Annotated in this window: 23 protein-coding genes and 1 tRNA gene; 5 read left to right on the top strand and 19 right to left on the bottom strand. The window is 71.0% G+C overall.

Annotated features, from left to right (window positions below):
• From ACFC0D_RS29575 to ACFC0D_RS29560, 4 genes are all read right to left on the bottom strand, one after another.
• The coding region (locus tag ACFC0D_RS29575; RefSeq protein WP_376442322.1) for a thioester domain-containing protein at positions 1-1,112 on the bottom strand (1,112 nt) is incomplete at its 3' end.
• Positions 1,113-1,399: 287 nt separating this feature from the next.
• On the bottom strand, positions 1,400-1,918 hold the full coding sequence (locus tag ACFC0D_RS29570) for a single-stranded DNA-binding protein (protein WP_376442319.1): 519 nt from the start codon (positions 1,916-1,918) through the stop codon (positions 1,400-1,402).
• Positions 1,919-2,066: 148 nt separating this feature from the next.
• A complete protein-coding gene (locus ACFC0D_RS29565; protein WP_376442329.1) occupies positions 2,067-3,896 on the bottom strand; it encodes a GTPase in 1,830 nt (609 codons plus the stop codon).
• Between the two features lie 27 nt (positions 3,897-3,923).
• The gene (locus ACFC0D_RS29560) at positions 3,924-5,531 is read right to left on the bottom strand and encodes a dynamin family protein (RefSeq protein ID WP_376442326.1); all 1,608 of its coding nucleotides are present in this window, start codon (positions 5,529-5,531) and stop codon (positions 3,924-3,926) included.
• A 302-nt stretch (positions 5,532-5,833) separates the two neighbouring features.
• Between ACFC0D_RS29560 and ACFC0D_RS29555 the strand changes: the two genes are divergently transcribed.
• Positions 5,834-5,906 (top strand) — tRNA-Arg (locus ACFC0D_RS29555).
• A gap of 168 nt (positions 5,907-6,074) precedes the next feature.
• Here ACFC0D_RS29555 and ACFC0D_RS29550 read toward each other — a convergent pair.
• The 6 genes from ACFC0D_RS29550 to ACFC0D_RS29525 form a co-directional block, all read right to left on the bottom strand.
• Positions 6,075-6,476, bottom strand: a complete 402-nt coding sequence (locus ACFC0D_RS29550) for a hypothetical protein (RefSeq protein ID WP_376442316.1) — start codon at positions 6,474-6,476, stop codon at positions 6,075-6,077.
• Between the two features lie 465 nt (positions 6,477-6,941).
• Complete coding sequence (locus tag ACFC0D_RS29545) at positions 6,942-7,568, bottom strand: XRE family transcriptional regulator (RefSeq protein ID WP_376442313.1); 627 nt, start codon at positions 7,566-7,568, stop codon at positions 6,942-6,944.
• Positions 7,569-7,653: 85 nt separating this feature from the next.
• Positions 7,654-7,950 carry a hypothetical protein gene (locus tag ACFC0D_RS29540; RefSeq protein WP_376442310.1) on the bottom strand — a complete coding sequence of 99 codons (297 nt, stop codon included), beginning with the start codon at positions 7,948-7,950 and terminating at the stop codon, positions 7,654-7,656.
• 66 nt (positions 7,951-8,016) lie between these two features.
• Positions 8,017-8,424: a DUF6233 domain-containing protein gene (locus tag ACFC0D_RS29535; protein WP_376442308.1), complete on the bottom strand. Its 408-nt coding sequence runs from the start codon at positions 8,422-8,424 to the stop codon at positions 8,017-8,019.
• On the bottom strand, positions 8,421-8,795 hold the full coding sequence (locus tag ACFC0D_RS29530) for a hypothetical protein (RefSeq protein WP_376442305.1): 375 nt from the start codon (positions 8,793-8,795) through the stop codon (positions 8,421-8,423). The genes ACFC0D_RS29535 and ACFC0D_RS29530 overlap by 4 nt, the downstream gene beginning before the upstream one ends.
• A gap of 89 nt (positions 8,796-8,884) precedes the next feature.
• Positions 8,885-9,292: a RidA family protein gene (locus ACFC0D_RS29525; RefSeq protein ID WP_376442303.1), complete on the bottom strand. Its 408-nt coding sequence runs from the start codon at positions 9,290-9,292 to the stop codon at positions 8,885-8,887.
• 98 nt (positions 9,293-9,390) lie between these two features.
• Between ACFC0D_RS29525 and ACFC0D_RS29520 the strand changes: the two genes are divergently transcribed.
• On the top strand, positions 9,391-9,783 hold the full coding sequence (locus tag ACFC0D_RS29520; RefSeq protein ID WP_376442300.1) for a winged helix-turn-helix transcriptional regulator: 393 nt from the start codon (positions 9,391-9,393) through the stop codon (positions 9,781-9,783).
• A 252-nt stretch (positions 9,784-10,035) separates the two neighbouring features.
• Here the strand turns inward: ACFC0D_RS29520 and ACFC0D_RS29515 are convergent, their stop codons facing one another.
• Entirely contained in the window at positions 10,036-10,626 is a 591-nt protein-coding gene (locus tag ACFC0D_RS29515) for a hypothetical protein (RefSeq protein ID WP_376442297.1), read from the bottom strand.
• Between the two features lie 318 nt (positions 10,627-10,944).
• Entirely contained in the window at positions 10,945-11,349 is a 405-nt protein-coding gene (locus tag ACFC0D_RS29510) for a peptidase inhibitor (protein WP_376442295.1), read from the bottom strand.
• A 68-nt stretch (positions 11,350-11,417) separates the two neighbouring features.
• On the opposite strand from ACFC0D_RS29510, the gene ACFC0D_RS29505 reads away from it, so the two are divergent.
• Positions 11,418-12,410, top strand: coding sequence for a helix-turn-helix domain-containing protein (locus ACFC0D_RS29505; protein ID WP_376442293.1), 993 nt, complete (start codon positions 11,418-11,420; stop codon positions 12,408-12,410).
• 176 nt (positions 12,411-12,586) lie between these two features.
• Here ACFC0D_RS29505 and ACFC0D_RS29500 read toward each other — a convergent pair whose 3' ends face one another.
• From ACFC0D_RS29500 to ACFC0D_RS29480, 5 genes are all read right to left on the bottom strand, one after another.
• Positions 12,587-13,753, bottom strand: a complete 1,167-nt coding sequence (locus tag ACFC0D_RS29500; RefSeq protein ID WP_376442290.1) for a lactate 2-monooxygenase — start codon at positions 13,751-13,753, stop codon at positions 12,587-12,589.
• 61 nt (positions 13,754-13,814) lie between these two features.
• A complete protein-coding gene (crcB, locus tag ACFC0D_RS29495) occupies positions 13,815-14,168 on the bottom strand; it encodes a fluoride efflux transporter CrcB (RefSeq protein ID WP_376442287.1) in 354 nt (117 codons plus the stop codon).
• Between the two features lie 70 nt (positions 14,169-14,238).
• Complete coding sequence (locus tag ACFC0D_RS29490) at positions 14,239-14,586, bottom strand: DUF190 domain-containing protein (protein WP_376442284.1); 348 nt, start codon at positions 14,584-14,586, stop codon at positions 14,239-14,241.
• Positions 14,583-14,993, bottom strand: coding sequence for a CrcB family protein (locus ACFC0D_RS29485; RefSeq protein ID WP_376442282.1), 411 nt, complete (start codon positions 14,991-14,993; stop codon positions 14,583-14,585). Before ACFC0D_RS29485 ends, ACFC0D_RS29490 begins: the two co-directional genes overlap by 4 nt.
• A 9-nt stretch (positions 14,994-15,002) precedes the next feature.
• Entirely contained in the window at positions 15,003-15,731 is a 729-nt protein-coding gene (locus ACFC0D_RS29480) for a DsbA family protein (protein WP_376442279.1), read from the bottom strand.
• 155 nt (positions 15,732-15,886) lie between these two features.
• On the opposite strand from ACFC0D_RS29480, the gene ACFC0D_RS29475 reads away from it, so the two are divergent.
• Entirely contained in the window at positions 15,887-16,987 is a 1,101-nt protein-coding gene (locus ACFC0D_RS29475) for an LLM class flavin-dependent oxidoreductase (protein ID WP_376442277.1), read from the top strand.
• A gap of 818 nt (positions 16,988-17,805) precedes the next feature.
• Positions 17,806-19,050 carry an IS701 family transposase gene (locus ACFC0D_RS29470; protein ID WP_376442274.1) on the top strand — a complete coding sequence of 415 codons (1,245 nt, stop codon included), beginning with the start codon at positions 17,806-17,808 and terminating at the stop codon, positions 19,048-19,050.
• Between the two features lie 157 nt (positions 19,051-19,207).
• On the opposite strand, the gene ACFC0D_RS29465 is transcribed toward ACFC0D_RS29470, so the two are convergent.
• A complete protein-coding gene (locus ACFC0D_RS29465) occupies positions 19,208-21,175 on the bottom strand; it encodes a helix-turn-helix domain-containing protein (RefSeq protein ID WP_376442271.1) in 1,968 nt (655 codons plus the stop codon).
• 402 nt (positions 21,176-21,577) lie between these two features.
• Complete coding sequence (locus tag ACFC0D_RS29460) at positions 21,578-22,561, bottom strand: NADPH:quinone reductase (RefSeq protein ID WP_376442268.1); 984 nt, start codon at positions 22,559-22,561, stop codon at positions 21,578-21,580.
• Between the last annotated feature and the right edge of the window lie 93 nt (positions 22,562-22,654).

Below are 22,654 nucleotides of genomic sequence, written 5' to 3'. Positions count from 1 at the left end.
CAGTCGTAGGCCTCGTCCTCGGCCAGCGGGATCGTCACCGTCTGCGACTTGCCGGCGCCGATGGTGACCGTCTTGCCCTTGAGCTCGAAGGTGAAGTCCTCGTCACCCTCGTTGGAGGCCGTGACGTCCAGGCCGCCCTTGGCGCAGTTCTTCTCGGCCGTGACGGCCGGGATCGCGCCCTTCTTCGCCCAGGTGGCGGTGGCCTTCGCCGTGACGCTGGAGGTGCTGGTGCCCGCCAGGATCAGGGTCTGGCTCTTGACCTTGGTGGAGACGAACGCGCGGCCGATCGGGACCGTCGTGTCGGCCTTGATCGTCAGCTCGGCGGCACCGTCGGGCGTGCCGGCCGGAACGTCGAAGAAGACCTGGCTGCCGTTGGAGACGTTGGAGACGACCTTGCCGTCCTTGTCCACGAGCTTGACGCCCGCGGGCGCGCCCGGCGCGAGGGAGACGGCGGCCGAGGCGGCGTTGGTGTCGACCGTGATCGGGCCGAGGCGCTCGCCCGACTTACCGGCGACGGAGGCCGGGGAGAGGCTGAGGGAGGGCTTGGGCTCCGTCAGGTTCTCGGCGTTCTTCTCCAGGTACTCGGTGAGCTTCTTCGCGTCCTTGTTGACCGGCTCGGCGTCAACGTTGTCCGAGAAGTGCCAGATCGCGGCCTGGGTGGCGGCGGCGGCGGTCTCCTTGGTCAGGTTCTTCGCGCCGACCTTCTTGGCCAGCTCGTCGAGCTTGTCCACCTGCGGGTAGGAGTTCTGCAGGATCCAGCGGATCTTGCCGGCGTTCTTGTTGTCGTGCAGGGAGGACTGGTCCCAGCCGACTTCCTTGTACTCCTGGCCGGTCTTCGCGCCGGTGTACAGGTCGATGCAGTACGTCTGCAGCGAACCGCCGGGCGTCACCTGCATCTCGAACAGGCCGGCGGAGACCTTGCCCTGGCCCTTGATCTTGACCGTGTCGAAGACGGTGAGCTTGCCCAGCGTGGCGGTCGCGCCGCCGGTGCCGTCGGCGCCCTCGTCAGCGGCAGCCGGTCCCGCGATGGCTATGGCACCCGCAGCGACGAGGCCGGAGACCACGGTCGCGGCGGCAAGGCGGGCAACGCCGCGCCTCCGAACAGAAAACATGAATTTCCCCTCCGGGCGAGCTGCTCCGCATCGTCGGTCGCGACACGTGGGGGGAGCGCTTCGCCAGCAGACTCACTGACCCAGTTGACTCAGAAGACCCAAGCGGCTCACATGGCGCATGTGCCGACTCAAGTCCCGTATGAGTACCCGCGAATCCTAGGGAGAGGGAAGAGCCGAGTGCCCCTTCATACGGTCTGATAACCATTCCGACTCGGAATCGTTATGACCGGGGGTCGATTCGCGAAGAAGCGCTGGTCGCAGTATCGACAAATCCCCCCAACTCGCGGTCAGGGCACGGGCTCCAGAACCTGCGGAATATGCCCCTCCACTTGTGCCCTCACCTGGGCGTCCGCCTCCGCCCCCACCTCCGCCGTCTCCCACGGGTCCCTCTCCGCACCCCCCTTCGCCTGGCGTTCCGTCAGACGTGGGTCACCTTTCACCACCCGGCGGAACGCCGCCGTACCGCGCGTCAGATCGTGGCCCACCGCCAGCGCGTCGATGTCCACGAAGGTCCTGCGGCGGCCGTCCGGCCGGCCCTCCTCCAGGTCCTCCTCGCGCACGCGCAATCGGCCGTGCACCACCAGCGGTTCGCCCACCGAGACCGAGGCGGCCAGGTTCGCGCCGAGTGCCCGCCAGGCGAACACCGTGTAGAAGCTGGTGCGTCCGTCCGTCCAGGTGCCGCGCTCCCGGTCCCAGCGGCGCGCGGTCACCGCGAAGCGGAACCGGGCCACCCCACCCGTCGCCGTGTCGCGGTACTCCACAGCCGTCGCGACGTTCCCGACGAGCGTCACCATCGTGTCGTTCATGTGCCTCCCCTTTCCGCGCCTTCTCCGAAACCGGCTCCGCTCCCGAAGCCGGTTTCATCGTGGACCGGGCCAAGAACCCCTGCCCGAGCCTGTGGAGAGGTCACCTCCTGGGGAAAACTCCGTCACCCGTGGGGGTGTCGCGGAGGGCTCACCTCAGCCGTGCCCCCGACCTCGTACCGCCCCACCGCGTACCGCCCGCCCCGCCCAGCCGTGTCACCCGCATGCCCGACCGGGTCGCCGACACCGTCACGAACTGGTCGCGCACCTCCCGGTACCGCATCAACTCCGCCGAGATCGGGTCCAGCACCCGCGCCCGTCCGCACGCGGCCGCCGCCTCCCGCAGTTTCCGCTCGGCCTCCTGCCCGTACCGTCGGGCCGGCCCCTTCACGGCCGCGGCGCACGCCCACTCCACCAGCGGACCGCCGACGATGCCGCCGATCATGATGAGGACCGGCGGCAGCAGCCCCGGCTCGACCACACCGACGATCTGCCCGACCAGCCACAACGCGCCGAAGATCTGCAGCAACGTCATGAGCACCTGGGCGAGGACGGCGGCCGGCCACCAGGCGGGCCGCGGCGGCCGGGCGGCCGGATCGCCGATGGTCACGGTGAGTTCGTCGAGCGCCTCGGGCAGCCCCTCGGCCCCGCGCGCCGCCGCCTCGCGCACCGCCTGGGCCCAAGGGGCCGGCAGCCCGCGTGAGGCCTCGTCGGCGACGGTCCGTACCGCCTGTTCCACTCTCTGGCGCGCGGTCAGTTCGTCCTCCACCGGCGTCTTGAGGCGGGGGTCGGTGGAGCCGTGCCAGCGGACCCGCTCGTACCAGCGGTAGAGCCGCAGCCAGGGCGTGCCGCAGGCACGGATGGCTCCCCGGCGCCAGACGCGTTCGGCCGCCTCGCCGGCGGCGGCGGCACCGACGGCGACCGCGAGGCGGCCCGCGAAGGCCTCCCGCGCCCGCTCGCCCAGACCGGTCTGCCCGTCGGAGACGTAGACCGGGCGGAGCCGCGCCGCCGCCGCGTCGACGTCGGCCGAGAGCCGCCGCGCGGGCGCGGTGCGCTCCTGGACGAACTGGCCGAGCAGTTCGCGCAGTTCACCCACGCCCTCCCCGGTGAGGGCGGAGAGCGCGAGGACGGTGGCGCCGGGCTCGCCGTGCTCGCCGAGGGCCATGCCGTCCTCGTCGAGGAGGCGGCGCAGGTCGTCCAGGACGATGTCGGCCGCCTCGCCGCCCAGCCGGTCGATCTGGTTGAGGACGACGAAGGTGACCTCGGCGTGGCCCGCGAGCGGGCGCAGATAGCGCTCGTGGAGGACGGCGTCGGCGTACTTCTCCGGGTCCACCACCCAGATCACGGCGTCGACCAGGCCGAGGACCCGGTCGACCTGGTCCCGGTGGGCGGTGACGGCCGAGTCGTGGTCGGGCAGGTCGATCAGGACGAGCCCCTGCAGCTCCTCGTCGGCCGCGCCGCCCGCGAGGGGGCGACGGCGGAGCCGGCTGGGAACGGCGAGCCGGTCCAGGAGCCCCGCCGAGCCCTCGGACCAGCTGAGCGCGATGGGCGCGGAGGTGGTGGGGCGGCGCAGCCCGGTCTCGGAGACGGGGACGCCGGCGAGGGCGTTGAAGAGGGAGGACTTGCCGCTGCCGGTGGGTCCGGCGATGGCCACCACGGTGTGGCGGGCGGAGAGCCGCTGGCGGGCGGCGGCCTCGTCCAGGACGCGTCCCGCCTCGGCGAGCCCGGCCTCGGCGAGGGTGTCGTTCTCCAGGCGGGTACGGGAGAGGCCGACGAGTTCGTTCAGGGCGTCGAGGCGGGTGCGCAGGGCGCCGCCGTAGTTCCCGATCAGGGGTGGCAGGTCCTCGTCGGCGGGCCCTCTCTCCGGCCCGGCCCCCTCGCCCGTCTTCGTCCCCGCGGCGATGTCCGCCCGGCGCGCGATCAGGCCGTCGTCCCAGCGGTCGTCCACCGTGGCGCCCGTGGCGCCACCCGCGTTGCCCATGCTGTCCGTGCTGCTGCTCACCGGTCGTCACTTCTCCTTCTGCAGTACGGAGAGCGCGGCGATCAGCGCCGCCTGCGGCTCGGGGGTCACGTCGAGTGCGTCGAGGGGGGCGAGGCGCCGGTGGCGTTCGATGCGCAGGACGTGGTCGAGGTACGTCATGACCAGCGCGCCGCCCTTGTCGCGCAGCCGCAGGGCGGCCTGGGCGCCGAGGAGTTCGGCGAGGCGCTCGCCGGCGCTGCGGGTGCGGCGGCCGCCGAGGAGTGCGGCGGCGAGCAGGGCGGAGACGGTCTCGGCGTCGGGGGCGGCGGTACGGGCGGTGGCGGGTCGCTCCGTGGTACGGAGCTCGTCCTCCGCCAGCTCTTCGAGTTCGCGCCGCCAGCGCCGTACGGTCATCTCGATCCGCTCGTTGGCCTCCCGGTCGGGGGCGGCGAACGCGTCGCCGAGGCCCGCCGCCGCGGGCTCGCGGCGCCAGGCGTCCCGTACGCGCTCGTCCGCGGCGGCGACCGCGCACTGGAGGAGGGCGGCGAGCGATTCGACGAGGGCGTCGAGGAGCTCGTCGGCGGTGCTGTCGCGGGGGTAGCCGCGCCAGCGGGTCCTGGCGTCCCCGGCCAGGACGGCCCCACGGCCCAGCTGCTTGCGGAGGCGCTCGTTCTGCTCCTCGTAGGCCGCCTCGACCGCGCCGCCGAGGCGGACGGCGGCGGCGTACTGGGCGGCGACCGCCCCCGCGAGCTCGGGAATCCTGGAGTCGAGGGAGCTGACGACACCGGAGGCGGTGCGGCCGACGGCCTGCTGGCGGGCGGCGGGGTCCTGGGCTCTGTGGGCGAGCCAGGCGCGCAGCGGGGCGACGGCGGTGTCGGGCAGCAGCCCGCGTCCGCCGCCCGCGGACTCGGGCAGCTCGGGAATGGTGAACCGGGGCACGTCCCCGAGGCCCGCCTTGTGGAGGAGGGCCTCGTACTGCCGGGAGACCTCGCCGATGATCTGGTGCGGGACGCGGTCGAGGACGGTGATCAGCGTGGCGTCGTACTCCTTGGCGGTACGGAGCAGATGCCAGGGGATGGCGTCGGCGTACCGGGAGGCGGTCGTGACCATCACCCAGATGTCGGCGGCGCAGATCAACTCGGAGGCGAGCAGCCGGTTCTCGACGACGAGGGAGTCGATGTCGGGCGCGTCGAGCAGGGCGAGCCCGCGGGCGAGGGCGGAGGACGTCTCGACCCGCAGCGCGTTGTCCTCCGGCGGCTCCTCGGCCGCGTGGTCGTCGTCCTGGTGGGGCAGCCAGACGCGGGTGAGCTGGGACAGGATGCGCAGCCCGGCGAACCAGTGGTGATCGTCGGGGTGGCAGACGAGGACGGGGGTACGCGTGGTGGGGCGGAGCACGCCTGCCTCGCTGACCCTCCGCCCCACAAGCGAGTTGACGAGGGTGGACTTGCCGGCTCCGGTGGAGCCGCCGATGACGGCGAGAAGGGGGGCGTCGGGATCCTTCAGGCGGGGCACCAGATAGTCGTCGAGCTGGGCGAGCAGCTCGACGCGGTTCTGCCGGGCGCGTGGGGCGCCCGGGAGAGGGAGTGGGAGACGCACGGCCGCGACACAGTCGCGCAGGGCGGAGAGTGCGTCGATCAGCTGAGGCCGTTCGTCCAAGGTCACCACATGCGAAGAATGCCCAATTTTGGAGCCATTTTGAAGCGTATAACGGTCCTACGCGCCGACCGAACAACCGATGACGCGAGCCTCAGGCATAACGAGTGCACAACACCCGGGCCAAGTGGCGCGAAAAGCGCTGCGGGAATCGCACCTGCCTGCGATTATCGTTCCGCTTCACCGAACCTCCACATCGTGCCACGCAGGTGAAGCAACCGGGCCAAGGGGATCGGAGCCCTATCCTTGACCCGACAGGCCACGCCCCACCCACCAGGGGCTCCCGGCCGCACGGCCACCACCCGGCCCCCGTAGCTCAGTGGATAGAGCAGGCGCCTTCTAAGCGCTTGGCCGCAGGTTCGAGTCCTGCCGGGGGCGCAATAGCACAGACCCTCCTTCGGGAGGGTCTTTTTGCTGGTCAGTGGCCGGTTCGGGGATCCGTCGAGCAGCCGGACGCGCACCCGGCGGAGCTGGGGGGCGCGTACGACGCTGTCCGGCTGTGACCGGGATTCCGCGGGTGGCTGCGGAGAATACGCGGAGAAGCTCTCAGACTCCGCCGCCGGCCGGATCCGGCAACTCTCCAGCCTGCTCGATCCGCTTCTTCAGATCGTCGAGCTGCCCGTTGATACAGCGGGCGTACGTTGCCGGCAGGACGGGGACGCTGTTGCCCGCCCACTCAGCCACGTCGGCCGGCGGTACCCCGGCGTTCAGCCAGTTGGTCAGGCAGGTGTGTCGGAGGTCGTAGACCCGTCGGGCCAACGGCGAGTCGAAGTCGTGAGGGCTGAGCGTTTCCTTCCGAGCCCTCCTCCACGCCCGCCGGATGACCGATCCGGCGAGCATCCCCTTGTTCTCACCGGGGAAGAGGAGGTTGCCGGGCTTCAGGCCCTCCGCCTCGATGTGGGTGCGCAGGATCTTCGTCGGCGCGGGACGGCACGGCACAGCACGCATGTCGTCCTGAGCCCTCCCCTTGAGTCCCCGCCGCAGAACTACACCGCGACACCTGCGCCGTCGACGATCCGCTCTCCCCGTCGGCCCAACACTCGCGATGCTCCGAGTGCGCGGAGACGCCGTGGAATGGCTGGTGTTGGGCGACTGCACCCTCTTGCTCGATCGCGGACGCTCTGTGGAAGCAATCTCGGATAACCGACTGGCGGCGGTGGCCCGAGCGGAGCGGTCCGCCATGAAAGCAGCACCTCCGGGTTCTGCTGAGCGTCGCCGGCTCCACGCTCACCTCGTCCAGGAGGAGCGAGCGCTCCGGAATCGCCCGGGTGGCTACTGGGTGGCAGCCGCGGATCCGCAGGCCGCCGACGCGGCTCTACATGGCTCTTGCCACAGAGGGCGCACACCACATTGCGGCCAAGTAGGGAAACTCTTACCGCGCTAGTGCCGCATCGTGACGCCGCCGCCTGTCAGCTACTGCGCACTGCCGTCTTCGAGTCCAGCGATGACTCTGACGTCCGCTTCGCACATGTCCAGAACCTTGGCGATCTCCTGGGTGAGAGACGGGTCCGGGTTGAGCCTTCCGCTGCGAAGCATGTGGATGGTGGACATCGATCGTGCGGCTTCCCTTGCCATCACCTTGACCGGAATCCCGCGCAGGTTCATCAACCTGGTGAGCACCCTTGCGAACGGATGCGGCTCCAGCCGCCCAGCGGGGGCAACGGCAGGACCGAGGACCACGTCGCCGATCTTCGCTTGAAATCGGATCAGCCGGTCACCCGCAAACCCGACCTTCGCGACGAAGGGCAGCCTCTCATCACCGCCGGAACCGACCGTGCCCGGCACTGACACCTCAGTGAACCCTGCAGGGTGACCATGAAGATCACTACCGATCTCCAGAGGAAGACCCGGCTCGATGTGGGTGACCTTCCAGTCGCGGTTCCACCAGGGAAGATCCTGCAGTACCTCGTTGAAGAAGGGGGGCAGAACAGCGACATCCACCGGGTCCGGAGGGTTCTTCTGACCTCCCCAGATGACGCCGGGCCAGTACGTCAGTGCCGCGATCACGTCCACCGTCAGCGTACGGTTGGCAATCTCCATGGCCGCACCCTCCCACCCGTCGACAGAGCAATCTCCCGCGACCAGGCAAACGTTGGTGACACCGCACTAGGGGCTGTCTTCCGGATCAGGCCGTGGGGCGGCGGCGGGCGCGGAGCCGGCGGACGCCCTTCACGGCGTAGGCGGCGCCCATGAGCGCGAAGCCGGCGAAGATGAGCCAGAACCAGGATTCCGCCACCACGAGACTCAGTAGCAGGCCGGCGAGGAGCACGACGTTGCCGACGGTCTCCAGCAGGTCGAGCCGCGCCTTGGAGCGCACCGCGGAGTCGGGTCCGCGCAGCCGGCGGATGACGGGGACGAGAGCGAGGGCCTGCAAGACGGCCAGACCGAGAGCGATCCAGACGAACCAGTCGGGTATGTCCACGGCGCGCACTGTATCGCCCGCCCGGGACCCTCGGGACGAAGATCGGAAAGCACTCCAGGGTGGGTTCTACAGGGCGTCACCTTCGGCCGGCGGTCCGGCCGTTACGGCCGGTGGCCGGTCGATGTCGAGGCTGCCCCATGGCTTGCAGATGTCGCACCACTCGAGCCCGGGGAACTGCTGCACCGCGACCTTGACCTCGTCCCGGTCCAGAAGCCCGCCGCCGCGGTTGTACTGGCCGCAGTTTCCCCGATGCAGCATGGGCCGGCCCTCGACGGCGCGGGCAGGCTGGAGCTTCCACCGCATCTCGCGGTGTGCGACCTCCCGGCGCCGCTCCTCCTCGACCTGCTCCTTCTCCAGGCGCCGGATCGTCTCCCGCGTCGTGTGCACCTGGTACTCCAGCCACGACAGCAAGACCCGCTGTTTCTCCAGCCGCTCGGGTATCGACATCTTCATCAGACCCACGGTGGTGGTCACACGGCCCGTCCGGAGCCGGCAGCGTCCGGCTGCGCCTTCGGGTGGTGCTTGAGCTGCATCCGTGCGTCCACCCGGCCGGGACCCTTCTCCAGCGTGGCCCAGTACGGGTGGGTGGAGACCTCGATCGCCAGTTCGCGGACCAGCGCCCACAGGCGCTCCTCCTCGGCCGCTTCCTCTGCGGTATAGCCGGGCGACGGCTCGCGGCCGCCGGTGATCTCGTCGGTGTGGGGGTGCTTGGTGCCGCCCCAGCCGGGGAGCGGCTCGACCGACCACGGCAGCGCCCGGCACAGCGCGGAGTACGCGGCGCGGGCCTCGTGGAGGCGCTGCTGCGCCACGATCAGGCCGTCGGGGAAGGGAGGGGTGTCAGCCACACCCGGAATGGTACTCCTGTTCGATTTTCATGGGCGAGTGCCACGCCGAACTGCGCGTGCGGTCCCCCCTGTCCGATCGCACCGAAAGTTCAGTCGAGGACTGCGACGGCCTCGATCTCGACCAAGTGCTCGGGAACGTCCAGCGCCGCCACACCGATCAGCGTGGCCGGCGGCACCGGCACCACCCCCAGCTTCCCGGTTGCCCGGGAGACCCCGTCCATGAGCAGTGGCATCTTGCCGGGTGTCCAGTCGACGACGTAGACGGTCAGCTTCGCCACGTCGCGAAAGCTCCCCCCGGCGGCGGCCAGGGCAGCGGAAATGTTGAGGTAGCACTGCTCCACCTGAGCGGCGAGGTCGCCGTCGCCGACCGTGGCCCCCTCGGCATCCACCGCAACCTGCCCGGCGATGAAGACCATCCTCGAGCCGGATGCGACCGCGACCTGACGGTAGGCGTCGACGGTGGGCAATCCATCGGGGTTCACCAGCGTGATGGCCATGCTTCCTGCCTCCTCGTGCTCTCTTGTGGTTACTCGGAAACCATAGGAGAGTGGCTTCCTACCTGGAAGAACGCACTTTTCGGTGACTGGGGAACCTCATGGTGACCAAGCAGCTCAAGGGCTCGGGCCCGGCCAAGGACGAGGCCGACGTGACCCGGGCAGACTCACTGGCGCGCGAGATCTTCTCCGACATCGCCAACAAATGGGCCCTGCTGATCATCGAAGCGCTGGGTGACCGGACCCTGCGGTTCACCGAGCTGCGGGGCGAGGTCGAGGGCATCAGCCACAAGATGCTCACGCAGAACCTGCGCCTGCTGGAACGCAACGGCCTGGTCGACCGGACCGTGCATCCCACAGTGCCGCCACGCGTCGAGTACACCCTCACCGAGCCAGGCCGGGAGCTGCGCGCGACCGTCGACGGCATGTGCGACTGGACCCACCGCTACCTCACCGACATCGAGACCGCCCGCCACCGTTTCGACAGCCCCTGACGCGACCAGGCCTCGCCCACTGGCTACCGGCGATGGTCCTCGCCCGGCCGGGCCACGGATGCCGTGTCGGCCCAGGCTGGGCGAGTTGTCCAGCACCAGGCCGCCCCGAAAATGATCTTCGAGGGACTCCGAGTCGTTGCTGCCCGCCAGCCGTCGGCGCGATCAACGGGACTCCCCCGCACGGGGCACTACTTGGACGATTCGGTGCGTCCGACGCCGAGCCGGGCTCGAAGATCACCTACGGGACAACCCTTAGGCGTCGGGGTTCTTGCCCGTGGCAGCGGTATTGATGCGCTGGACCTGGAACTTGGCGAACGACTGCAGGTCGTTGTCCTTGGGCAGGGTCTCGCCGAAGACGAAAGCCACGACGGCACCGACGCGCAGCACCACGCCCGGGCGGTCCCCGTCCGCGTAGGCGTCGGTCTCGTCGGCGCCCGCGTCGACGGTCAGCGGCTTGGCATCGGGCTTCCCGTCGTGGATGTCGGCGACCATCGACTTCATGCCCACCTTGGCGTTGTCGACGGAGTCGTAGGCGAGGAGCTCGAAATCCACGAACGCCCCGCTCGTGCTGTACCGGCTGTTCCCATACGAGGTGAGCCCGGCACAGCTGAATCGGGCCCCCTGCTCGCAGAGCTTCTGCAATACGCTCCCGTCCCTGACGACGGGCGAAGCTCCCTTCCAGCCCTTCGGGGCGGCGAGTTCGCTCGGGACGGCCTGGGCCAGCTGAGACGGGTTGAACGGCGCAACAGCGGCGCCGCCACCGGCGCCGCCGCCACTGGTACTGCCTTCCGAGCAGCCCGCCAGTGCCAGTACCAGCGTGATACCCGCAGCCGCACCGCGCATCGTTCGAAGCATCATCACTCGTCCCCCATCAGTGATCACCTATCAGCTGTACTTGGATATTGCGGAGTTCGGCTCCGATGCAGACCGGACCGCTCTTCTCACCCCGCCCCGCCCCGCCCCAACTAGCTCCATGGCCTTGGTTGGGGGGGAGCCTGCTGCCGGCTGAGCCGATCCGCGCGCTCTCTGCCTTCGCGAGAGTTCTGGAAAGCCCACCAATTGTCGGGGGAGCGACGAGACCACGACACAAAGTCGCTTCACCGCACAACGGAGGTCTCGTCACACCGAGGTGCCCGGTAACCGATTCATGGCGGACGGACCTTACGGAGTGGCCGAGCCCGTGCAGATCTTCTCCGAGTACCGGTACCAGTGGCCGTCGCTCGTGAGCGCTCCGGTATTGCTGCTGAAGCCGCCGGACCTGATTGTCGACATCGCGAACCAGCCGGTCGGCTCGGAGTGGTAGAGCGTCGCCTTGACAGGGAGGTTGTTGACGTAGGAGTTGATGCCGTTGGAGGGGTACGTCAGGCCGTAGTCGTCGAGGTCGAAGCACGCGCTCGTGCTCTTGGCCGCGAACGACATGGTGCGGTACTGCGTGCTCCGGTAGAGGCACAACGTGTTCGCCTCGCACCCTCCCACCGCCGATGCCGGCGTGGCGGTCGCCGCCAGACCGGTCATCGCCAGACCGCCGGCAAGTGCCATCGATGCCAACTTGCGCTTCAGCTTCACTACTTCCTCCGTGACTGGCCACCGACGCCCCCAGCACCCCCGGGTATGGGCAGCGGGTGGCTCCGGAGGTGAGTCTTGTGCTGTGTGATCACCCTTTCCAGGGTCTGTCAGTGCAGATAATTGGGCCGCCCTGGCTGCTGCCCGGGCTCAGCCCGAGTGAAAGGTTCCGGATGAAGCTGTCGGCCAGTGACCGAGGCCGCCTCAAGGAGATCCTGCAGGCGCGGCGAGCCGCGATCGACCCGGTGACCATGGGGTTCCCCAAGCGAGGAGCTGGTCCCGGTCGACGGGCCGCCGGCCTGAGTCAGGAGCAGATGGACGTGCTGCTCACGCGCACCCCGGGCACGTACAACCGGTTCGAGAACGGCCAACTCGCCAACCCCGGTTCTGATCTCCTCGCCGCAGTCGCGAGGACGCTGCTGCTGGACGAGCAGGAGTGGGCGTTCATGTGGCTGATCACCCGCAAGGAGAGCCCGCCCCATGCCCTGCACAGCAACTCGGGGACGGCCATAGCCGAAGCGTGGCAGCAGATCATCGATCGCATTCACGGTGCACTGGCGTACGTCAACGACGCTGAATGGAACCTCATCGTTCACAACGAGGACTTCCGACGGCTCTTCCCTCGCGGACAAGCCCCCGCCAACGTCATGCGCTGGATACTCCTTGACCCCGAGGCCCGCACCGACGTGCTGATGCACTGGGAGACCCACTGGGTGCCGGCCATGATGCCCCACCTGAAACACAGCGTGGAGCTACGCCCGGAGAATCCGGCGCTCGGTCGGCTCGCGTACGACGTTCTCAACGACCCCGTGACCGGACCGCTCTACCGCCGGCATGCTGCAGCCCCCGTGCCCTTCTTCGACGGCTCCGAACTCCCCATCCGCCACGCCGTTCACGGACCCGGGCGACTCACGACCTGCCTCGCCGAACCCGTCACAGCCCCCGGCGCCAGCCTCAACCTCAGCTACTACACACCTGGGGACCCCGCGCCCGCGAAGCTGCCACGTGTGACCGCCGAACAGGCATCCGTTCCCGCCGTTGCCGACGGGCGGCTGTTCGGGTGAGTTCTGGACCCCGAGGACGCTGGGCATCCCAAGACCTTCCTCGGCTGACTTGACCGGTCAGGCGGACCTCCGACGGCGGGACGACGCGATCTTCCTCGCCGTGGTCTTCTTGGCGGCCGTCGATTTGCATGCCTCGGTCCCGCCGGGCGTGTTCCGGCCCGGCGGGATCGCCGGGGTCAGGCCGTCGGGGCGGTCGTCAGATCGTCGCGGGTCAGGGTGGTCGGGGTCGTGTGGCCCGACAGGGCCAGGGTGAGGTCGAGTTCGGCGAGCAGGCAGCGGATGACGTGGTCCACGCCCGCCTGGCCGTCGAGGGCCAGGCCGTAGGCGTACGGGCGGCCCACGAGGACGCCGTCCGCGCCCAGGGCGAGGGCCTTCGCGATGTCGTCGCCCGTGCGTACGCCGCTGTCGAAGAGGACCGTCAGGCGGTCGCCGACCGCGTCCGCCACGGCCGGGAGGGCGTCGGCGGCGGCGATCGAGCCGGCCACCTGGCGGCCTCCGTGGTTGGAGACCACCACGCCGTCCATGCCCGCGTCGGCGGCGGCGCGGGCGTCGTCGGGGTGGAGGATGCCCTTGAGGACGATCGGGCCGTCCCAGTTCTCGCGCAGGAACGCCAGGTCCGCCCATGTCTTGCCAGGGTCGGAGAACATCGACACGAAGTGCATCACGGCCGCGTTCGGGTCCTCCTCCACCGGCTTCGCCAGGCCCGCGCGGAACGCCGGGTCGGAGAAGTAGTTCGCCGTCCCGACGCCGTGCAGGAACGGCAGGTACGCCTGGTCGAGGTCGCGAGGCCGCCAGGAGAGCATCGGCGTGTCGAGCGTGACGACGAGCGCCGTGTAACCGGCCGCCTTCGCCCGGCTCAGGAAGGAGCGGGCGACCTCGACGTCCTTCGGCCAGTACAGCTGGAACCACCGCTCCCCCTCCCCCATCGCCTCCGCGACCTGCTCCATCGGCGTGCTGGACGCGGAGGAGAGGATGTACGGGATGCCGCGCGCCGCCGCCGCACGTGCGGCCGCCGGCTCGGCGTCGGGGTGCAGGATCGACAGCACGCCGACGGGCGCGAGGGCCATCGGGGCGGGCAGCGAACGGCCCAACAGCTCCACGGAGAGGTCCCGTTCGCGCACGTCACGGAGCATCCGCGGGACCAGCCGCCGCCGCTCGAGCGCCGCCCGGTTGGCGCGGGCGGTGGAGCCGTCGCCCGCGCTGCCGGCGACGTAACCGACGGGCCCAGGGCCGAGCCGCTGGGCGGTCAGTTCCTCCAGCCGGGTCAGATCGGTGGGGAGCCGCGGTACGGCTCCGGTCAGCCCGTTGAGGTAGATCTCGTACTGGAAGTCCGCCCAGCTCATGCGCAGATACCGCCCTTCGGAAGATCGCCGTGGGAGCACCTTGCCACCGGAGTCGGGCGCCTCACCAGGCCCGTGCGGCCTCCACTCCCAGCCATACGGCCCCGAGTCCGGCGGTCAGGCTCCCGGCCACGTTCGCCACCGCGTACCCCTTCGCCCCGCCTTCGTACAGCCTCAACGTCTCGTAGGAGAAGGTGGAGTACGTCGTCAGCGCCCCGCAGAGGCCGGTGCCGAGCAGCAGGTGCGTCTGCGCGGAGGAGACCCCGGTCAGCAGGCCGAGGACGAACGATCCGACGATGTTGACCGTGAAGGTGCCCCACGGGAAGACGGAGTCGTGGCGCGACTGGACGGCACGGTCGGTGAGGTAGCGCAGGGGCGCGCCGACCGCGGCGCCCACGAGGACAAGAAGCCAGTTCACGTGGGGTCGTCCTCCGCCACAAGCAGCCGGTCGACGCGGGTACGGCGGTCGGTCGTCCCGCGACCTCCTGTCACTCCCGCCGCTCCCTGCCCACGTACCGGATCACCTCGCAGTCGTCGAGGATCACCAGCCCCTCCGACACCAGCGCGTCGAGCTGGGGCAGGAAGTCCCGGACCCGGTCCTCGGTGTCCACGATCACGATGGCGACGGGCAGGTCCTCGCTCAGCGAGAGCAGCCGCGAGGTGTGGACGAGCGAGGACGCGCCGAAGCCCTCGACGCCCCGGAAGACGGAGGCGCCGGCGAGGCCCGCCTCGTGCGCGCGGTGCACGATCTCGGCGTACAGCGGCCGGTGGTGCCAGGTGTCGCTCTCGCCCAGGAGGATCGTCACACGCAGGGCCCTGCCCGCCAGTCTCGTCATCGTGTCCTCCTCGCCAGAGCGCCACGGGTCGCGAAGGTCGCGCCCCACACGGCGGCCATCGCGGCCACCACCGTCGCTCCCATGTATGCCACGCCGCGGGCCGTGTCCCCCGCGCCCAGCAGACGCTGTGTGTCGAGGGCGTACGTGGAGAAGGTGGTGAAGCCGCCGAGGACACCCGTACCGAGAAAGGGGCGTACGAGCCGGTGGGGCGGGGCGGCGACCTCGGTGACCAGGACCATCAGGACGCCGATCGCCGCGCAGCCGGACACGTTCACGACGAACGTGGTCCAGGGGAACGCACCGGCCGGCGTGGGCCAGACGAGCGACGCGCCGTGGCGGGCGGCCGCGCCGAGGGCGCCGCCGACCGCCACGGCCGCGACGACCGGAAGCTGCCCGCGCACATCCATGCCGTCAGGTTAGGCGGTCTCCTGCCCCGTGCCGTCGGACACCCGCCCCGCCGCCAGGGAGTCCAGGAGCGCCCCGGCCCAGCCCGCGTCGTAGTGGTCGAGGCGCGGGAAGCCGCCGTTGTAAAGGTCGCCGGTGAAGACGTACGTGGCGCCCGGGTTGTGTGCCGCGTAGCCGCCGTCCGCGAAGAAGTGCGGGCTGCCCTGGATCGCGGGGCCCTGCGCCTCGTGCCACTGCTCGTACACCTCGCGACGGCCCGCGCCGCGGGCGAGGGCGGCCTCCAGGGCCCGGGCGTCGACGTCGGGGCAGGTCTCGGCGATGTCGAGGATCACGGAGTGGATCGCTATGCAGCGGTGCTCGGTGTAGAACGCCTTCCGCAGCCCGGCGTCGAGCTGGTCGGCGCCGCGCAGCCCGCCGACCTCGGGCGCCTTGGCCGCCTGGACGGCTTCGAGGGCGGGAAGGACGCTCGACGGGTACTCCCACGCGGGTGCGTCCCACAGGCGCCAGCCCAGCTCCGGGCGGTGGGCACCGAGCATGACGATCTCGGCGTCGACGATGTGCTTGGGCGTGGGCTGGCGGTTGAACAGCTCCAGCGGGAAGGCGCGGTGGTCGATCAGGAGGTCCTGCCCGCGCTCGGTGGCGGTGGCCCGCAGGGTGTGCAGGGCGAGCGAGGCCCAGGGACAGCCGATGTCCGACCAGGCGGTGACGACGGGCGGTTGCGCGTCTCGTACGGGAGTCATGGCTGTGAGCGTGGGCGTCCCCGGACGGCTCGTCCAGTGACCGGGACCGACTCCGTCACCATGCCGCCAGCTTTCCGGATAAGTTTCCGTTTCTGCTCCGGGTCGTGCACTATGGAGGGGACAGACTTTCCTGGGGCGGCTTGGAGTGTTGTGTCATGCAGTTCGGAATCTTCACCGTCGGGGACAGGACCACCGATCCCACCGACGGCACCACGCCGGGCGAGTACGAGCGGATCAAGGCGATGGTCGCCATCGCCCTCAAGGCGGAAGAGGTCGGGCTCGACGTCTTCGCGACCGGCGAGCACCACAACCCGCCCTTCGTGCCGTCCTCCCCGACGACCCTCCTCGGGCACATCGCCGCCCGTACGGAGCGGCTGATCCTCTCCACGTCCACGACGCTGATCACCACCAACGACCCGGTGAAGATCGCCGAGGACTTCGCGATGCTCCAGCACCTCGCCGACGGCCGCGTGGACCTGATGATGGGCCGCGGCAACACCGGTCCGGTGTACCCCTGGTTCGGGCAGGACATCCGCCAGGGCATCCCGCTGGCCGTCGAGAACTACGCGCTGCTGCACCGGCTGTGGCGGGAGGACGTGGTGAACTGGGAGGGCCGCTTCCGTACGGCTCTCCAGGGCTTCACCTCGACACCGCGACCGCTGGACGGTGTCCCGCCGTTCGTGTGGCACGGCTCGATCCGGTCCCCCGAGATCGCCGAGCAGGCCGCGTACTACGGCGACGGCTTCTTCGCCAACCACATCTTCTGGCCCAAGCAGCACACGGCCAAGATGGTCGGCCTCTACCGGAAGAGGTTCGCGCACTACGGGCACGGCACGCCCGAGCAGGCCGTCGTCGGTCTGGGCGGCCATGTGTTCATGCGCAAGAACTCCCAGGACGCGGTACGGGAGTTCAGGCCGTACTTCGACAACGCGCCCGTCTACGGCCACGGTCCGTCCCTTGAGGAGTACACGCGCGAGACCCCGCTGACCGTCGGGTCTCCGCAGGAGGTCATCGACCGCACGATGTCGTTCCGCGAGTACGTGGGCGACTACCAGCGGCAGTTGTTCCTCGTGGACAGCGGCGGGCTGCCGCTGAAGACGGTCCTGGAGCAGCTCGACCTGCTCGGCGAGGAGGTCGTCCCGGTGCTGCGCAAGGAGATGGAGAGCCTGCGCCCGGCCGGGGTGCCGGCGGGCCCGACCCATGCGGCCCGGGTGGCGGCACGCGACGCGAAGAACGGCGAAGCAGTCGGCGCGTAGACCTGCGGCGCGCGGGCCGGCGCGTGGAGATCGGCCCGCGGGCCGGCGGCGGCGCGCGGGCCGGCCCGTAGACCGCACGTTGGCCCGCCCGCAGAACGCGCGTACGCCGGCCCCGTGAAACGGCAGTGAGTCGGCCCGTAGACCCGCGCGCAGGCCGGTGCGGAAGCTCGCGCGCAGGCCGGCCCGCAGAACAGCCCGTGGGCCAGCCCGGAGATCCGCGCGGAGGCCGGTGCGGTGACCCGCACGTCGGCAGGTGCCGAGACTCGAGCGCAGGTCGGCTCATCGACCCGCGCGTCGGCCGGCGCCCATTGGCGTGAAGGCCGACGTGTGGTCGGCACGGGCCGGGGCTCGCGAGATCGGCCCGCGTACATCGGCGTGTGGGCGGAGGCGCGTACCCGGGGCGCGCGCCTAAGCGGAACGTGCCGGGAGCGGCCTCCGGACGAGAGCGAGGCGGACAGGCGCGGTCCCTGGCCTGGGGCATTAACCAGGGGCCGGCCCGTGCCGCCTCGTTCAGCGATGGTCGGCCCGGGCGACATGGCGGTCAAAGTCGGGGCGTGGAGTCTGTCAGATCCCCCACCGGTATGCCGCCCCGACGCCCACCCCGCGACCGTCGCGCGGCCTCCGGTGGTCCGGCCACACCTCATCCCCCGTCCGACCTGAGCCCGACACCCCCTGCGGCGCTCCCCGGGCCGGTGACGGTGGTCCGACCACCATCCGGCGGCCCAGTGGGGTGCCGGGTACACCTCGTGCCACGGACGCCGGAGCGAGACCGTGGAGGTGCAGCTGGAGGGAGCTGCAAAACCGTAGGCAGGAGTGTCGTGAGTACATCCGTCGCAACCAAGAGCAGGACCCTTCTCGATCCACTGGGAATCCAGCACCGCACCGGGCACGTGCCGCACTCCGCGGCGTACCGGAACGCGGTGGCCGACGATGTCTACGACGAGCTCTGTGCCACGCTCTTCTCGGGGTTCCCCCGGCGGGACCAGCGGCTGAAGGCGGAGCAGTATCTTCGGGGGCTGCTGACCGCACAGGGCCGCAAGTCCATCCGTAACATCGCGGCGCAGATCGGCGGGCCGGCCGCCGAGCAGAGCCTGCACCACTTCATCTCCAGCTCCACCTGGGACTGGCGGCCGATGCGGGCCGCGCTCGCCGGGTTCCTGGAGCAGAACAGCTGCCCGCAGGCGTGGGTGGTGCGGTCGATGCCGATACCGAAGGCCGGCGAGCACTCGGTGGGCGTGGACCGCCGGTTCGACCCCGAGCGCGGGCAGGTCTTCCGGGGCCAGCAGGCGTTCGGGGTGTGGTTCGCCGCGGAGGAGCTGAGCGTTCCGGTCAACTGGCGGCTGTTCCTGCCCGATCCGTGGGTGAAGGACCGGACCCGGCGCGACCGGGCGGAGGTTCCGGAGGGCGCGGGCGAGGAGACGATGGAGGAGTGCGCGGTCGCGGCGGCGCTCGACACGGCGCGCTGGCAGGACGTCACCCGCAAGCCGGTGCTGCTCGACATCCGGGGCGGCGCGGGGCGGGCGGCGCTGAACCGGCTGTCCGGTGCGGGTGTTCCGGTCGTCGCCCGGATCGGCGCGACGTGCCGGCTCGCGGTCGCGGACCGGGCGCTGCCCGGCTTCGGCGCCGGTCCGCTGCCGGCCCAGCAGATCCTGGAGTCGCTCAAGGGCCTGCGCCGCCCGGTGGGCTGGCTGGACACCGCGGCCGGCGCGCGGACCTCGCGCACGTCGCTGGCGACGGTGGTACGGGTCGCGCTGCCGGCGCCCGCGGGGGAACGGATGCGTCCGCTGCTGCTGCTCGGCGAGTGGGACGACCCGCGGCGGCCCCCGGCCCGGCTGTGGATCACCGACCTCAACGGCTCGACGGTCGGCTCCCTGCTCCGGCTGACGAAGCTGGCCGGACGGGTGGAGCGCGACTTCACCCAGGTCGGCGAGGGGGCGGGCCTGCGGGACTTCGTGGGCCGCTCGTTCCGTGGCTGGCACCGCCACATCACCCTGGCCTCGGCGGCGCACGCGGCGACGGTCCTGGCGACGGACTGGGACGCGGCGTACGGCTCCGCCGGCTGACACCGGCCGGGGCGGGGGCGGCCACCGTGCCCCCCGCCCCGGCGGGTCATGAGGTCGACCCGCTCCCGTCACGAGGCGTCCCGACGCGTCCCGACGTCGGAACAGGCCCGTCCCGGGCGTCGTCCCGCACGTCACGGAGTCGGCGCGGTCCCGCGCGTCACGACGTCGGGCGGGGCGCGTCCGGGGTCGGGCGGGCCGGGTCCGTGCCGCGCTGCTGGGCCAGGACGTCTCGGGTGCGCTGGAGACGGAGGGCCAGCTGGACCTCCAGGACCTGGCCCGGCTTCTGCCATTCCGCGCCCAGGAGTTCGCCGATCCGCTCCAGCCGGCGCGAGACCGTGTTCGGATGGACGTGCAGCGCCTCCGCCGCGTTCGTCGGGCTGCCGCCCGACGCGAAGTACGCCTCCATCGTGCGCGTCAGATCGGTGAACCGTTCCGCGTCGTACTCCAGTACGGGACCGATCGCCGACTCGATGAAGCCGTCGACGTCGTGGTCGTCGGAGAGCAGTAGCCCCAGGAACCCCAGGTCCTGAACGGACGCCGCGGACCCCGAACCGCCCAGCGCGCTCATCGCGTCCAGGCAGCGCATGGCCTCCAGATACATCCGGCCCACCCCGTCCGGGCTCCAGCCCGGGCCCGCCGCGGCGACCGAGACCGGGTGGCCGAGGAGCGGGGACAGCTCGCCGGAGACCGCGCGGGCGGCGGCCGAGGCGTCGAGCCCGGGCAGCAGCAGGACGAGGCAGCCGCCCTGGACCGTCTTCAGACCGGACATCCGGTACGCGTACGAGGACGCCCACACCACGGCCCGCCCCTGCTCCCCGCCCTCCGGCCGGGCCACCACCAGGACGTGCGGCTTGCGCAGGTCGATGCCGAGGCGGCCGGCGCGCTGCACCAGCTGCTGCGGCGGGGCGTGCTGCGGGTCGGCGAGCAGGTCGTCGAGGAGCTCGTCGCGGACCGGGCCCTCGGCGACCGCCGTGGAGCGCTGCATGAGGAGAAGGAACGCGACCGACTGCGCGGCCAGTTCGAGCAGGCGCTCGTCCTCCCCGGTCAGTCCGGTCGCCGCGCGTATCACCAGGACGCCGAGGTCCTCGGAGCCCGCGATGACGGGCGCGACCCAGGTGTTGTCGCCGGTCACGACGGGCCGTCGGCCGGCGTGCGCGTCCAGCGACGCCTTCGCCACGGACTCCTCGTCGAGGCCCGGGATCTCACCGCCCGAGGCGAGGCTGCGGCCGCCCGGGTCACGGATCATCACGGTGCCGTCGAGGGCGTCTCCCGCGGCCTTGGCCACGTTGCACAGGTCCCCGCCCGCCAGGACGAGGTTCATGATCCGGCTGTGCGCCTCGCTGACGTGCCGCATCCGCGTGAGGCTCGACCTGGCGCGGGAGCTGTCCAGCTCCAGTTCGGTGACCTCGGCGCGGGTCTGGTCGAGGAGGCCCGCCTTCTCGATGGCGACGGCGGCGAGGTCGGCCAACGAGGACATCAGCCCGATCTCGTCGGGGGTGTAGTGGCGGACCCTGCGGTCCGCCCCGTAGAGCGCGCCGACGGTCGTGTCCCCGCTGCGCATCGGTATGGCCATGATGGCGTGCAGCCCCTCGGCCCGGACGACCTCGTCGACCGCCCGCGCGAACGGGAAACGGTCGTCGTCCAGATAGTCCGAGGTCCAGGCCGGTTCACCGTGGGCATGGGCCTCGGCGCCGAGGCCGTGGCCGTCGAGGACGCGCAGACCGGTGGTCAGTCCGGTGTGCGAGCCCTCGGTGGTGTGGATGAACGAACCGTTCGTGTCGCGCAGGCTGACGTAGGCCATGTCGAAGAACAACAGCCTTTTGGCGCGGCGGGTGATGACCCGCAGCAGGCTGTCGAGGTCGTACGGCAGCGTCAGGTCGCGGGCCGTGTCGACGAGGGCGGCGAGACCGGCCTCGCGCTGTTCGCGGCGCTCGAAGGAGGAGGAGATGCCGGTGGCGAGGTGGACGGCCCGTTCGAGCCGGGCCAGTTCGTCCACCGGGAGGCCCGCGTCGCGGGCCTCGTGGAGCAGCGTCTCGTAGCGGCTGGGTGGGGCCTGTTGAGCCAGCAGCTCCAGAACCGCGAGCGCGTCGGTGCCCCCACCGCCGTCCGCGCTGTGCTTGGACATGTCCCAACCCCCGTTGTTGAGAGAAACCGGGAGCCCCGGAGGGAACCCGTACCGCTGGCCGAAACTAATTCGGCTCCGGGAGAGGGTCAACGGTGACCTCGGCCACTTGGTTCCCGCGGCGTGAGCAGGGTGGGGAGATCACCGCCGGGCAGGGGCAGTGGTGTCGTGGGACCACCTTCCGCCCGGGGTGGGCGGAAGGTGTCGACGGGGCCTCAGCGCCTGGGCCGGACGGAGCCACCGTCAGAAGCCGGACCGTGGGCGGGTGTCGGGGCGCGGCGAGGGCGTACGGCGGGGCGCTGGGCCGCAGGCGTCGCCACCCGCCCGCGTCCGGGCGCGGGCGGGTGGCGAGCGGGCCATGAGGACCCGCTCGTCCTCGTCCGGGAACGGGCGTCGGCCCCCGCCTCAGAACACCGTCGTACGGAGCACCAGGCGGGTGCCGTGCGGGCCCGTCGTCTCGATACGGCGGTGGACCTCGGCGGCCTCGCTCAGCGGGCGGACCTCGATCTCGCGCGGACAGAGCAGCCCGGCGGCGAGCAGGTGGTTGATCGCCTCGGCGGCCTCGGCCAGTTCGGCCGTGGTGGCGTGCGAGATGACGAAGCCCGCGATCGAGCCGTCCTTCATGTAGAGCTGCCCGGCAGGCAGGACGGGCCGGCTGCGGGCGCCCGCGAGGAGCACGATCCGGCCCCGGCGGGCCAGCAGGTCCACGCTGTGCGCGAGGTCGTTGGTGCCGGAGGCGTCGAGGTACGCGTCGACACCGTCCGGGGCCGCCTTGCGGATCAGCTCGTGCGCTCCGGGGTCGGTGTAGTCGAAGACCTCCGAGGCGCCGAGCGAGAGGACGTACGCCGCGTCCCGCTGCCGAGCGGTGGCGATCACCCGCGCCCCCGCCCACACGGCGAGGGCGACCATCGCGCTGCCGACGTTGCCGGCCGCTCCCGCGACCACGACCGTCTCCCCGGCCCGTACGCGGCCGTGCGTGAACAGTCCGAGGTACGCGGTGGCCGCAGGGTGGACCACGGCGACGGCGGTCTCGGGGTCGACGCCGGCCGGGAGCCGGTAGAGCCGGTCGGCGGCGACCACGGCCTTCTCGGCCGCCGCGCCCTGGCGCCCCTCGTGGCCCAGGCTGTTGCTCCACACCAGATCGCCGGTGGTGAATCCGGTGGCGCCCGCTCCGCTTTCCACGACCCGGCCGACGAGATCGCGGCCGATCACGAAGGGAAAGGGCAACGGCGTGCTGAAGACTCCGGACCGGACGAATGTATCGACCGGATTGACGGTGGTGGCCAGGACATCCACCAGAACATCCGTGGGCCCGGGGCGTGGTTCGGCCACCTCTCCGTAATGAATCGCTTCCGGCGGTCCGAGCTCTTCGATGTAGGCAGCGCGCATACCCGGATACTGACAGGACTGTTCCGCGATTTCGCCCGCTCGTCCCATGATCTGTCAACTCGGCCGGATCGTGCGGCATTACGGTCCTAGTCT

The sequence above is a fragment of the Streptomyces sp. NPDC056222 genome (assembly GCF_042264065.1).
Taxonomy (GTDB): Bacteria; Actinomycetota; Actinomycetes; order Streptomycetales; family Streptomycetaceae; genus Streptomyces.
This window is presented reverse-complemented; position numbering and strand designations above follow the sequence as displayed.

Excerpts from the sequence above, each read along its gene's own strand:
- ACFC0D_RS29570 (WP_376442319.1), bottom strand. The coding sequence starts at position 1,918 with ATGAACGACACGATGGTGACGCTCGTCGGGAACGTCGCGACGGCTGTG.
- ACFC0D_RS29565 (WP_376442329.1), bottom strand. The coding sequence starts at position 3,896 with ATGGGCAACGCGGGTGGCGCCACGGGCGCCACGGTGGACGACCGCTGG.
- ACFC0D_RS29550 (WP_376442316.1), bottom strand. The coding sequence starts at position 6,476 with ATGCGTGCTGTGCCGTGCCGTCCCGCGCCGACGAAGATCCTGCGCACC.
- ACFC0D_RS29545 (WP_376442313.1), bottom strand. The coding sequence starts at position 7,568 with ATGGAGATTGCCAACCGTACGCTGACGGTGGACGTGATCGCGGCACTG.
- ACFC0D_RS29525 (WP_376442303.1), bottom strand. The coding sequence starts at position 9,292 with ATGGCCATCACGCTGGTGAACCCCGATGGATTGCCCACCGTCGACGCC.
- ACFC0D_RS29520 (WP_376442300.1), top strand. The coding sequence starts at position 9,391 with ATGGTGACCAAGCAGCTCAAGGGCTCGGGCCCGGCCAAGGACGAGGCC.
- ACFC0D_RS29515 (WP_376442297.1), bottom strand. The coding sequence starts at position 10,626 with ATGCGCGGTGCGGCTGCGGGTATCACGCTGGTACTGGCACTGGCGGGC.
- ACFC0D_RS29500 (WP_376442290.1), bottom strand. The coding sequence starts at position 13,753 with ATGAGCTGGGCGGACTTCCAGTACGAGATCTACCTCAACGGGCTGACC.
- ACFC0D_RS29490 (WP_376442284.1), bottom strand. The coding sequence starts at position 14,586 with ATGACGAGACTGGCGGGCAGGGCCCTGCGTGTGACGATCCTCCTGGGC.
- ACFC0D_RS29485 (WP_376442282.1), bottom strand. The coding sequence starts at position 14,993 with ATGGATGTGCGCGGGCAGCTTCCGGTCGTCGCGGCCGTGGCGGTCGGC.
- ACFC0D_RS29480 (WP_376442279.1), bottom strand. The coding sequence starts at position 15,731 with ATGACTCCCGTACGAGACGCGCAACCGCCCGTCGTCACCGCCTGGTCG.
- ACFC0D_RS29475 (WP_376442277.1), top strand. The coding sequence starts at position 15,887 with ATGCAGTTCGGAATCTTCACCGTCGGGGACAGGACCACCGATCCCACC.
- ACFC0D_RS29465 (WP_376442271.1), bottom strand. The coding sequence starts at position 21,175 with ATGTCCAAGCACAGCGCGGACGGCGGTGGGGGCACCGACGCGCTCGCG.
- ACFC0D_RS29460 (WP_376442268.1), bottom strand. The coding sequence starts at position 22,561 with ATGCGCGCTGCCTACATCGAAGAGCTCGGACCGCCGGAAGCGATTCAT.